9 protein-coding genes are annotated in these 12,081 nt (G+C 48.2%); all 9 read right to left on the bottom strand.

The genetic code is table 11. The annotated features are described in order from the left end of the window. Window positions 1-11: 11 nt before the first annotated feature. The 9 genes from Q0991_RS10675 to Q0991_RS10715 all read right to left on the bottom strand — a co-directional run bounded on the left by Q0991_RS10675 (window position 12) and on the right by Q0991_RS10715 (window position 11,773). A complete protein-coding gene (locus tag Q0991_RS10675; protein ID WP_299488208.1) occupies window positions 12-1,088 on the bottom strand; it encodes a glycosyltransferase in 1,077 nt (358 codons plus the stop codon). Window positions 1,089-1,390: 302 nt separating this feature from the next. Next, window positions 1,391-2,335 (bottom strand): aldo/keto reductase, encoded by a 945-nt coding sequence (locus tag Q0991_RS10680; protein ID WP_299488209.1) that lies wholly within the window; start codon window positions 2,333-2,335, stop codon window positions 1,391-1,393. Between the two features lie 47 nt (window positions 2,336-2,382). Next, window positions 2,383-3,504, bottom strand: coding sequence for a glycosyltransferase (locus tag Q0991_RS10685; protein WP_299488211.1), 1,122 nt, complete (start codon window positions 3,502-3,504; stop codon window positions 2,383-2,385). A gap of 36 nt (window positions 3,505-3,540) precedes the next feature. Beyond that, window positions 3,541-5,391, bottom strand: a complete 1,851-nt coding sequence (locus Q0991_RS10690; protein WP_299488213.1) for an ABC transporter ATP-binding protein — start codon at window positions 5,389-5,391, stop codon at window positions 3,541-3,543. Window positions 5,392-5,470: 79 nt separating this feature from the next. Then, window positions 5,471-6,688, bottom strand: coding sequence for a glycosyltransferase (locus Q0991_RS10695; RefSeq protein WP_299488215.1), 1,218 nt, complete (start codon window positions 6,686-6,688; stop codon window positions 5,471-5,473). A gap of 25 nt (window positions 6,689-6,713) precedes the next feature. Next, entirely contained in the window at window positions 6,714-7,883 is a 1,170-nt protein-coding gene (locus tag Q0991_RS10700; protein WP_299488217.1) for a glycosyltransferase, read from the bottom strand. 17 nt (window positions 7,884-7,900) lie between these two features. Beyond that, window positions 7,901-9,088 carry a glycosyltransferase gene (locus Q0991_RS10705; protein WP_299488218.1) on the bottom strand — a complete coding sequence of 396 codons (1,188 nt, stop codon included), beginning with the start codon at window positions 9,086-9,088 and terminating at the stop codon, window positions 7,901-7,903. Window positions 9,089-9,137: 49 nt separating this feature from the next. After that, window positions 9,138-10,328: a glycosyltransferase gene (locus Q0991_RS10710; protein ID WP_299488220.1), complete on the bottom strand. Its 1,191-nt coding sequence runs from the start codon at window positions 10,326-10,328 to the stop codon at window positions 9,138-9,140. A gap of 50 nt (window positions 10,329-10,378) precedes the next feature. Continuing rightward, window positions 10,379-11,773 carry a UDP-glucose/GDP-mannose dehydrogenase family protein gene (locus Q0991_RS10715; RefSeq protein ID WP_299488222.1) on the bottom strand — a complete coding sequence of 465 codons (1,395 nt, stop codon included), beginning with the start codon at window positions 11,771-11,773 and terminating at the stop codon, window positions 10,379-10,381. Window positions 11,774-12,081 lie beyond the last annotated feature (308 nt).

Here is a 12,081-nt window from a genome sequence, read left to right on the forward strand (position 1 = left end):
TCCCTCCAGGACTAAAGCGTTTTGCTCATTTGAGCGTGTCGGAGTCGATGAGCGTAGCGGTTGAACCATAAACGGTTCAAGGGTCGCTCTAAGGTAATTAACTGTCTCTCGAGCCAAGCACTCCCCTTGCCAAAGGTCAGAAATTGGACGACGGGTTTAATCAAGAGCTCATGGCGGCGACTACCTAATCCGGCATATCGCTTTGTAAAGTACTTATCTTCTGCAAGATTCCACTTCTGTCGCAGGTGATCCAGGCTGGCTCGGTCCCAAGCATCACTCCAACGAACCATAAAATAGGGTAAATCCGACCATTTGAAGTCGGGTAATTTCAACTGCCCAAACCAAGCCTTCAGACCGGCTTTATTGGAAGCAATACCTAGCGTGTCAGTGGTCACAATCGCATCTCGTTCACTGTAGATGCTGCCCCCAGCCTCGGTGACCATGAAACAGAAATCAATATGTTCGCGGGTAGCCAGCATGCCTTCATCGAGCAGTCCCGTTTGGGCGAAAATATCTCTGCGCACCAACATGCAGTGAAATTCCACGTAATCACACTGGGTTCGATGGAGTTGATCTTGCACATCTGAAATTGCCCGTCCTGTTAAATAGGCGGACTGCTTAATTCGACGACGGGTCTGACCATTTTTGATTTCCGTTTTGATATAGGATCTGCCCCCGGCATTATGAATAACTTGATGAGCAGGATTGCCGATACAAGTCAATGGTCCAACAACGGTAGCACTGGTTTCTTCTGCACAGTTGACTAGCTGAGTGAGCCAATTCCGCTGAACAATAACATCATTTTCTATAAAGACAATGTATTGACTATCGGAATGCTGGAGCACATATTCTAATCCCACATTTCGGGCTTGATTGGGGGAAATATAATGGTCCGTTTTTAAGACCGTAAACGACTTTTCTTGAGATTTGGTTTGTAAATAGTTCTGGACCGATACTGGAGAACATACATCCACGAACACTAAGTCGAAAGGGTACTCCGTGTTGGTATAGATGCTCTCTAAAGACGTTTTGGTATAGCTAAACCGCTCTCTAGGACTAACGATAAGGGTAACTTTGGGAGGTTTCATCTTCTTCTCCAAGAATGGACGGGTGGATCAAATTGGAATGCACAAATTCATCCCTACAGGACCGCTGCTGAACCATAAAGGGAAGGGTGCACAGTGCGCTGATTGGAATTGGGTTAACTCAAGGAAGGGTTGGCTGGATTGAAATGATTGAGTTTGGGGATGGAACGAAGGGGGGGGAGCAAACTAGGTAAAGGATGAAGCGTGCTAGCGCTTTAGGGTTCGTTCTTATTGTCAGATTTATCTCTCAAAGAATCATGAAAGTGGTATGAGAAAACTTTCATCTTGAAGCAGCTTGAGATAGCTTAGGCTGCAACCGGCAACTTGGTGAGGCGCACTAAGCGTTCTCGCTCTGATGAAGATAAGCACAAATCCCCCGTCACTGCATTCGCTTGAGCTTGTTCTGGTGACTTTGCACCAGGGATTGCCACGGGCAGGACTGGATGAGAAATAACGTAGCGTAGTGCTGCTGTTACCATCTCTGTACCAGGCTGCAATTCTGTTTTGAGTTGCTCGACTTTGGCTAATTTACGATCTAGTTTGGCTCGACTGAGATCACTGTCATACCATTCAGATCTGACCGTATCTGTAAAGACGGTTTGAGAGGAATATTTCCCGGATAGCAGTCCCTTATGTAATGGACCGCGGACCAACACCCCAATGCCATGTTTTTGGCAATAGGGCAGAAATTCCTTCTCTGGGTTGCGGCTGAGGAGGGAATAGTCCACTTCGACCACACTACAGGTATGGTTGGCATTGAATCGCTTCAGGACATCTAGGCGATCCGTGGAAATGCCATAGGCCCGAATGGTACCTTCTGCCTTCAGTCGTTCAAACCCTTCTAGGTAGACACTGGGATCTTCAATTTTTCCTTCATGACAGAGCATTACATCGATATAATCGGTCTTCAATCGATAAAGGGATGCATGAGTACACAACCGCACCATGTCGACAGTGGTCATCGGGACCGTTTGGCCGCTGCGACGTCCCCAACGGCCAATTTTAGTCACCAGATGGACTTGGTCTCGAATCCCTTGAAGAGCTTTCCCTAATCGTTCTTCAGATAGTCCAGCCGGAATGCCGTAGGATTCGGCAGTATCAAAGATATTCACCCCATTGTCAAAGGCACTGCGGACTGTTGCTAAAGCAGTGTTCTCATCAATCTCTCCCCACTGATTGCCAATGTTCCAAGTCCCCAACCCCACGGCAGAGACCTGCATATTCGTGTTACCTAGTTCTCGATATAGCATTTGTTTTGTTCCTTACAAGATTGAATTGATAGATAAACTCAGATGCCCTAACGTCTGACGTAGGAATGATTCATCTGCTGAGTGATGGATGTTGGATAGGTACTCAAATCAGACTGACCTTTCTGGGGGTTAGATTGAGATCTGGCATGGTACTTAGAGAACCAGTGATTGAAGTGTTTCTCTAACCGGAAAAGCTGTTTTTCAATCCATTGGGTCGCAGGTTTGCCGAGAAAAGAAAACTTCTTAGCAATAGGTCTGATCAGCACTTTGCGTCGCCGCTGACCCAGTTTTTGATACCGCTTTTGGAAATAGCTACTCTCTTGTAGACCCCATTTTTGCTGATAATGCAGAAGATTGCTCAGTTCCCACGCATCACTCCATCTGAGCATAAAGTACGGCCAATCTCTCCACTGCAGAGCCGGGGCAGGCGGATGAGTTAAGAATGTAACGATGGAGTCCGGTTCAAGGTAAATCAGCCCACCGGCACGGGTCACCATCATGCAGAAATCGAGGTACTCCTTCGTGCAAGAAAAGCCTTCATCCAAGGGACCTATCCGATCAAAGATTGCTGTCCGCACTAACATGGCATGAAATTCAACGAACCCGGTTGGTTGGCGGTGAAGATGGTCACGGACTTCAGAAAGGAGCTGATTTTGATATGGGGTGCGTTCTTGAATTTTCCACCCCCCCGTTTGGTCAAGGGTACCGGATGGATTGAGTTCGCCTCGGGCAAAGGTACTATATTCGGCAGGAGCCATATAGGTTCCCCCAGCACAATGAACAATCGTATGCACAGGCAGATATTGACAAACCAGTGACCCAACGACAGTGGCCCCTGTTTCTTCAGCGCAGCTTACTAGTTTCTCTAGCCAGCCTGGGGCAAAAACGACATCATTGTCGACAAAGACCACATAGGGAGTAGTGACAAACTGTAGTCCCAAGTTGCGGGCTTGGTTGGGAGACAGATAGGTCTCCGAACGAACCACCGGAAAACTTCGAAGTAGGGATTGAAATTCAATATACTGTCGAAGGCTACTGGGAGAGTTATTGTCCACATAAACCAACTTGAAAGGGACAAAGGTATTTTCGTAAAGGCTATCTAGGGATTCACGAGCAAATTGAAAGCGTTCCCTAGGAGCAACAATAATCGTAACGGTGGGTTGTGACATGGGAATAACCTTGAAATCGATGAAGTGGAACGTGATTTAAGGGGTGAGGGTTGGAAGTGGGGGGACATGATTGGTGCATACAGCAGACTGAAGTTGGTAGAGGGCCGCATAATGTTGGCCGCGTTGCATCAGTTCTTCATGAGTGCCCTGTTCGAGGAGTTGTCCTGCTTCTATATAGAGAATTTGATCGAAATCTTTGGACACACTGAGGTCATGGGTGATCAGTAAAGTCGTACTATCTCGGGTAAGGCGTTTGAGAGCTTGAATCACGGCTTGTTCACTTTTATTATCTAAACCAACGGTGGGCTCATCGAGAATCACGATGGGAGCTTTGCGGATTGCGGCTCGGGCGATGGCAATCCGCTGCCGTTGTCCTCCTGATAAGGTCACACCCCGTTCACTCATAAGGGTCTTATAGCCATCGGGTAATGCCATGATGAATTCATGGGCATTGGCGAGCTTTGCGGCTCGTTTTACCTCTGCATCAGTTGCCCCTAAAGCGCCGTAGGCAATATTGTCACGGATCGAGGTACCAAACAAAATACTGTCTTGGAGAACGATACTCATTTGGTTGCGTAGCGAATCCAGTCGATACTGGCGCAGATCTTGGCCATCAATTGAAATGCAACCAGAATCAGGGTCGTAGAGGCGAAGGAGTAAACTGACGAGGGTCGATTTGCCACTACCAGAGGGGCCAACTAATGCAACACGCTGACCCGGTTTTACCTCAAAACTCAGATTCTGGAGGGTAGTCTGATGGTCATGGTAGGCAAAACTGACATTCTCGAACTGAATAGCACCGTGGAAAGAGGGGGCTGAAATCGCCCCTTTCGTATTGCGTACTTCTGGTTCTACATTCAACACATCGATAATCCGCTCAGCAGATACGATACCTCGTGAGATTTTGGCCATTTGCTTTGCCAGCTCCCGCGTCGGTTTGAAGGCTGTTTTGAGATAGGTGATAAACACAATCAGATCTCCAGGGGACGCCTTGCCCAACTGAACTAAATACACGCCGCGCCACAATACCAGTGCCGTGGCCACAGCTACTAAGATTTCAGCCGTTCGTTTTAAGCCAGCGGAGAATTGCTGAGTACGGGCACTTTCTTCCTGGCTCTTGCGGTTGTCATGGGTAAACATTTGCTCCAACACTCCCTCTAGGGAGAGCGCTTGAACCACCTTAATCGCCCCAATGGACTCTGCTGCCGTTGCTGCCATTGCACTTTCTCGGCGACGTTGCCGCTGGGCCACTGTGCGAATACGTTGAGTGATACTCAAAGAAGACACCATAAAAATTGGCAGCACCGCCAAGGCGATTAAAGCCAGCTCCCAATCCATCCAGAACATCACCCCAACCATAGAGACTAGCGTGAACAGATTGATCAATAAGGGGAGGGCATGGTTGACAATCACGTCGCGCAACCGATCAATATCACTCGTAATCCGGGTCAGTAGGTCACCACTTTTCGCTTGGTAATGAAAGGCCAATGAGAGGCGTTGCAGGTGACCATAGAGCTGGCTGCGAATGTCAGAAATAATCCGGCTGGCCGCAATCGATAAACTCACCAGACTGATGTAGGCGGACATTGCACTTAACGCTGCCACGCCAATAATCGATAAGGTTAAGATCAGGATCAGCACACCGGGAGCAGCATCCCTCAGAAAGGGGATATCTAGGTCCGCATTATGGGCATTGGGGAGCAGCACATAGTCAAAGATGAGTTTGAGGGGCCAGGGACTCAATAATCGAGCGAACACTTCGATGACTAAGCCGACGATAGCAACAGAAAGTAGCGTTTTTTCTTGATACACCTGAGGCCAAAACTGCCGAATAACTTTGCGGAGACCCGGAAAATATTGAGTGGATTTTTGAGATGATGAGGCCATAATGACGCACTCCTAACGGTCGTAGCGGGTTGGGAGAGGTAGGTGAGAACTCTAGATAGACCTCCAACCTACGCTGAACTTAGACGAGGGACAAAATTGGGTCCGTTGGTTGGGTCGTTTCCAGAACTTGCTGGTACACTTGTTGCCACTGTTGTTGCTCAATGGATGGGGCCATTTTTTGAAGCACTGTTTCTCGGGCTGCGAGCCCCAGTCGCTCGCGGAGTTGGGGTTGAGTGATCAAAGGTTGAAGGGCCTGAGCCAAAGCCGCACTATCAGCGGGGTTAACAACCCGTCCATTAACGTTGTCTTCTAGAATTTCACCAATGGCATCGACGTTGGTGCCTACAACCGCCTTGGCTGCTAGCATTGCCTCTAGTAAGGCATTGGGGCAACCATCATGTAGGGAGGGAATCGCAAAAATATCCATATAGGGCAGATAGGCAAGTGCTTCAGTTCGGCTAACTTTACCTGTAATTACAATCTGATTGGCCAAGCCACTGTTTTGAATCACCCGCTGCCAGTATTCACGCTCTTTGGTGACAAAGTCGCCGACAAATAAGAGGGTCAACGGAGTATTCAGTTCTAGAGATTGACAGGCATCCAGCAAATATTCCAAACCTTTCTTGTCCCGGAAACTGCCCACAGAACCAATGACTGTCCCCTGTAGTTTGTCAGCCAATGCAGGCTGAGGTAAATGGCTGAAATCGAGGGGTGAGATTGAATTCCAAAACGCCGACGATTTGTTTCGAATACCAGGTACTAATGCTCGCGCTCGCTGCATCAAATCTCGACTCACAAAGGTCGTCCAAGCAGAATGTTTTAAAGTCCAGGTAATTTGACCAAACTGCTGGGGACTAAAGGCATGTTTATGCAGATCTGCTCCTCTCACACTGTTGATCACGGGAATACCTGCCTCTTGTCCTAACAGAGTCGTTAGAAACCCCATCTCATTGATGAAAAAGGCATGTAGGACATCAAATTGATACTGCCGATGTAACGACTGGAGCTGTCCATACAAGTCACAGAAATAGTCTTGCTCTTTCGCTTGAGTCGACCGAACAGCGGGCTGCAAGCGGTGGACCAAAACACCATCCTGTTGTGTGGTTTGGCAGGTGGGACGTTGGAATTCCCCCGCGGCAGCCTTAGCGCGTTGTTCACGGAAGACAGCCCGAAAAACGGCTACATGGACTTCAAAGCCAAGATCCATCAGCATGTGGGATATCCGTTGCACCGACTCCCCCACTCCGCCAATATCAGGGGGAAATTCCAGAGCAGTGATACAAATTTTGCGTCTCATGGTTGTGTTCTCCTAATGAATCTGCTTATCGAGAAAGGGCAACGGTCTGGTCGCAAAGCTGTCGTATGCGCCAGGCCGTGTTTTCAGCACCCTTGAGATGAATGGCATGGGAGGGCTTAGGCCCATGCAAACGCTGGAAGATGGCATGGGCTAGAGTAGCTGGTGTGAGTTGATCAGGGGCTAACACATGAACAACACCGAGCTGGGCGAGTCGCGAAGCCCGGATCCATTGCTCATCAGCTTGATCTGGAGAAGGGGAAGGCAGGATTAGGGACCGAACTTGGGTGCTCAGCACGTTCATCGTGGTGTTGTACCCTCCCAAGCTGATGGACAAATCAGCCCCATACAGGTAATCCATCAAATGCGGGGTAAATCGTTGCAGCGTCAGGTTGGGTTGGAGCGTTGCTAGGGATTGGAGGGACTCGAATTCTGACGCTGGCATAAATGGTCCCGTAAAGATATAGACCCGATGGGGAATGTTTTGTTTTAGAAGGGGAGCCACTTCACAGATAGCCTTTAATAGGGAATAGCCGTATCGTCCTCCACCTACGCTGGCCACAATCCGAGGGGATTGGATGTTTTGTGGATGCTCAGCAGAAGTCGCCAACGATTGAGCGACATATCCGGTGTAAAACACTTCACAAGTGAGGGCATGGGTTGAGGGAAAGCAACTCTCCAGGGACTGGAGATTGGGATCGCTATGGCAAAGCACCAAATCGTAGAATTGCCGAACCTGATCGAGAATCCGAGCCTGCTTGCGAGCCAATCCTTTTTCACTCATGGACTGGGTCATAATCAAATCTCTGAGGCTACAGACTACTTTCACCTGGGCTGCTTTAGCCCGCTCCAATAAGGGCAATAGCTCAAACGCCATTTTGTACTTACTAAACGGAAAGCATTCAGTAATCACACAGTCTGGCTGGAACTGTTCAAATACGGTGAGTAATTGTTGTCGACGAGCAACCTTTACCGATGCAACGGATTGATTGAGGGCAATCAATTCCCCCGATTCTTCTCGCAGCGCTGGCAGGTAAACAACCTTGACTTCCTCAGGAATTTGGAACTGTTCAATCGGTTCACCGCCAATCACCAAACAAACCTGAAAGTTTCGAACTAAGCTACGAATAATTTCAGTGCTGCGGACCAGGTGGCCCATGCCTGCCAGGTACTGGCAATAAAATAGAATTTTTTTCATCAAACTAACCCTAAATTCTATGCAGCAACAGCAGAAGTCGTTTGATAAGCTAGCGACTTCACTCGCTCAGAGGTTTGCCGTACCCCATCTAGATCAAATTGGGGGGGATGGGGGGTATGACTCAGTGCGGATTCCACCCGTTGAGCCAATCGTTTGTAATTCGCAACATCCCTCGTTTGCAACATTTGAACCACACCCAGCTCATCCAATCGTCGAACCCGCAGGGTTTGCTCCTGGTCATCATTGCCGGTAAACGGCAGCATCAAAGCATTGACCCCGGTGGTTAAAATATTCATGGTGGTGTTGTACCCCGACATACTGACGGAGAGATCCGCTCGTTTCATATACGCCAACAGATTGGGGGTATAGCGGTGAATATGCAGGTTAGAACAGTCTTGCCCCGCCTGTTTGAGCTGCCAAAATACAGTCTCAGGGATAAAGGGACCCGCAAACATCTGAATATGATGGGGAATCCTAGTTGCTAGGCATTCTGCTGCACCAACCATTCCTTTCAGCAACTCATGTCCAAATCGACCACCCCCCACACTGACCAAAATCATGGGAGTTTGCCTGCTCAATGCCCATCGATCCACTAGCGTCAGTCGATTATTCTCAGGTTTCTGAGCAACATACCCGGTATAGTGAACCTCACAGTTGAGATCTTCAACCCGAGAAAAGCTATCTTCTAATGGATGTAGGTTGGGGTCGCCATGAATCAAGAGCTGATCGAAATATTGATTCATCAGTCGGCAGATTTTGGCTTCATGGCGGGCTTGGTCTTGCTTGGTCACCACAATATCGCGCAGACTACAGACCACTTTGGTTCCCCTTGCTTTGGCCGCTTCCATTAAGGGAATCAGCTCAAAGGAAAATCGTCGCCGTCCAAAGGGGAAGAGTTCCACCATCAGCACGTCAGGCTCAAAGGTCGCGATTTGGTTGAGCAGTTGATGCTTGCGCGTTTCCTCAACAACTTCTAAGCTCAGGGACTTATCAACGGGGCGGAGCTCACGAAACTCCGTATCTGTTTTAATAGCAGGCAAATTGACGACGGTAACACCTTTAGGAACCTGGAAATCCTGAATGACCTCGCCACCATTAATAAAGCACACCTGAAAGTCTTGGGTTAACCCCCGGACAATTTCCATACTGCGGATCAAGTGCCCTATGCCTAGAATGTGTTGGCAATAAAACATCAACTTTTTCATAACAAGTATCCCGTTGTAATTTAAGTTCCATCAATGTGGTCAACGAACCTCACGCTAAAGCGGGTTCTCGGAGAGGGTGGCGAAAAAAAAGGTTCGACAAATGATGAGCAATATTGGGTAACCCATTGAAATCAAGTTCCAAAGCAGGGGTAGCTCGATCTGCCAATTGGGTCATGACCGCTTGCATTAAGGTTTTAGGTTGCAGATGATCCGGATGAATGGTTTGAATTAATCCATGGCGCATAAACCGTTCAGCCCGAATAAGCTGTTCTTGAGAAGGGGTGATGCGAGGCACCACCACTGTGCGCTTCTGTAAGGCCAGTATTTCCGTCAGCGTGTTATAGCCCCCCATAGACACAACGGCATCAGCCGCATCTAAGTATCCAAGGAGATTATCCGTAAACACTTGAACCTCAACGCCAGGATAAGGCAGGGCTTTATTTTGGAGTTCTTGCTGGTGTGATAAGGGCATTTCAGGGCCGCAGAGAATCACACTTCGTAACTTCATTTGGGACGGGAGATGCTTTAAGCCTTCTAAGTAAGCACTGACCAGGGGAAACCCATCTTCTCCCCCGCCCGGCGTTACCAGCACCAGCTTCTCAGAGGGCTGAATCCGCAGAAACCATCGAAGCTCCATTCGATTAAGTCCCTGCACAGATTTCCGAATATAACCGCAATAGCGAACCTTTTTAGCAATTGGCAGAGGGAATTGGTACTCTTGAGCCACATCAAACAGCTCAGCCATCCCCACTACGAGGATTTGGTCATACCAGGTTTGTATCGCCTGGTAGTAGCCCTGTTGTGTCCAATCCTGAATCGTTTTGGCAGGACTATCCAAAATATCTCTTAGGAGGAGAACCTTTTTCGTTGCCGGTAGATGTGCTTCTAGGTACTCCAGGGTGCTTAACAGCTCCTGCTGAATCCCGTAAGGCTTTTTATCCACCAGCAATACGTCGGGTTTGAAGTGAAGTGCTGCGGAATGAATTAAATGGGAGCGCCACTTAATCGTTTCCTCTAGCTCCGTTCCGAGATATTTGGCGAATAGGGTTCCTGACTGTCCTCGATTAAGGCAAGGAAGCTTAATGTAATCCAAGCCTTTGGGTAACCGGAAGGCGTGGAGCATGGGTGAGCCCGACACCAATAGAATAGATAGATGGGTTTGGTCCTTCAGCAGGTACTCACAGATGGCTAGCATTCTGCGGAGATTGCCGAGGCCAAATGCGTCATGAGAATAGACCATTAGTCTCATTGAACGGTCCTCATAGGATGGTGTGATTCGTTAAATAGGGGTTAAACGGCAACTGCGGTCTGGACAGCATCAATCTTGGGAGTTTCTGGAGCTGGACGCCCAATCCCCACATACTGAAAGCCTGCTTTAATCAGCGCTTTGGGTTCTAATACATTACGTCCATCAATCATGATGGGGGTTTGCATTGCTGCCGTTAATGATCCAAAATCCAGGGACAAGAATTCTGGCCAGTCCGTGACTAAAACCAATGCATCACAGCCCATGGCTAGAGAAACGGGACCAGCTACTAATTCCACCTGATCTAAATCGGCTGGGTGTGCTCCAGAAGAGAGGAGCGGATCGTAGGCTTTAACCTTAGCCCCCAGCCGATGAAGTTGGGCAATGATATCTATCGCAGGGGCATCTCGGAGGTCATCCGTATTGGGTTTAAAGGTTAACCCCAGCAAGCCAATCGTTTTACCTTTGAGAATTTTCAAGACCTGCTGGAGCTTTTCAACCACGAGTAACCGTTGATTGCAATTGGTTGTGACCGCCGCTTTTAATAGGGGCGCATCATAGCCATAATCAGCCGCCGTATGAATCAGTGCAGCCACATCTTTGGGAAAGCATGAGCCGCCCCATCCGATGCCAGCCTGTAAAAATTTAGGTCCAATCCGGCTATCGAGCCCGATTCCCTTCGCGACCTGGGTGACGTCTGCACCGACGCGATCACAAATATTCGCCACTTCATTGATAAAGCTAATCTTGGTTGCCAAGAACGAATTAGCCGCGTACTTAATCATTTCGGCAGAAGCTAAATCCGTCACCACTACAGGCACAGGTGGCAAGGCTGGATCTTCGGCACACTGACGCTGAATAATCGGTAGGTAAAGATCCTGCATTTGTTGAATGGTAGTCTCACTATTCCCCCCTAAAACGATCCGATCTGGATTGAGGGTATCGTATATGGCTGAGCCTTCCCGCAGAAATTCTGGATTACTGACCACATCAAACCCAGTAATGGATTGACCATGTTCAGCTACCCCCTCTAAGACCAGCTGTTTTACCCAGTCTCCAGAACCAATAGGAACCGTAGACTTATTGACGATTACTTTGTAACCCCCATTCAGATGGGTACCAATCCCACGAGCTACGGCTTCTACAGCCCGAGTATCACTTTCTCCAGTTGGTAATGCCGGGGTTCCCACTGCGATAAAAATGATTTCGCCATGATCAACACCAGCAGCTAAATCAGTTGAAAAAGATAACTGACCTGACTGCATGGTTGATTGCATCAGTTCATCTAACCCAGGCTCGTAAATCGGAGACTGCCCCATCTGCATGAGTTTAACTTTAGCGGCATTGTTATCAATACATAGGACAGAGTGGCCGGTTACAGCCAGGCAAACACCTGTGACTAACCCCACATATCCTGTACCAATTACACAAACTTTCATTGATATAATCTCCCCTAACTACGCTGTTGCGTTATCTACACTTTGGCAAGGGGGAGTGAAAGTTTAATGAAACTTATGTGAGAATAGTTTCATGAGAAAGCTTTCATAGAAGGCTTTTTAGAGATAAATCTTACTAATTCAGAATCTCACTATTTCAATATTTTGTACTACTGAAATAGTGAGATTCTGATTCTTTATTTATGATTTAGCCCTTTGGGGATGACAAGGGTTTCACAATGTGGTCTGAATCAGTGATAGCGCCCTCATGCCTCTCTGGTAATTGAGTCGTTTATGGGGTTTCAGTTGCA

It is taken from the genome of Acaryochloris sp. IP29b_bin.137, from assembly GCF_028285745.1.
Classification (GTDB): domain Bacteria; phylum Cyanobacteriota; class Cyanobacteriia; order Thermosynechococcales; family Thermosynechococcaceae; genus Acaryochloris.

Coding starts and splice junctions, on each gene's coding strand:
- Q0991_RS10675 (WP_299488208.1), bottom strand. CDS start 1,088: ATGAAACCTCCCAAAGTTACCCTTATCGTTAGTCCTAGAGAGCGGTTT.
- Q0991_RS10680 (WP_299488209.1), bottom strand. CDS start 2,335: ATGCTATATCGAGAACTAGGTAACACGAATATGCAGGTCTCTGCCGTG.
- Q0991_RS10685 (WP_299488211.1), bottom strand. CDS start 3,504: ATGTCACAACCCACCGTTACGATTATTGTTGCTCCTAGGGAACGCTTT.
- Q0991_RS10690 (WP_299488213.1), bottom strand. CDS start 5,391: ATGGCCTCATCATCTCAAAAATCCACTCAATATTTTCCGGGTCTCCGC.
- Q0991_RS10695 (WP_299488215.1), bottom strand. CDS start 6,688: ATGAGACGCAAAATTTGTATCACTGCTCTGGAATTTCCCCCTGATATT.
- Q0991_RS10700 (WP_299488217.1), bottom strand. CDS start 7,883: ATGAAAAAAATTCTATTTTATTGCCAGTACCTGGCAGGCATGGGCCAC.
- Q0991_RS10705 (WP_299488218.1), bottom strand. CDS start 9,088: ATGAAAAAGTTGATGTTTTATTGCCAACACATTCTAGGCATAGGGCAC.
- Q0991_RS10710 (WP_299488220.1), bottom strand. CDS start 10,328: ATGGTCTATTCTCATGACGCATTTGGCCTCGGCAATCTCCGCAGAATG.
- Q0991_RS10715 (WP_299488222.1), bottom strand. CDS start 11,773: ATGAAAGTTTGTGTAATTGGTACAGGATATGTGGGGTTAGTCACAGGT.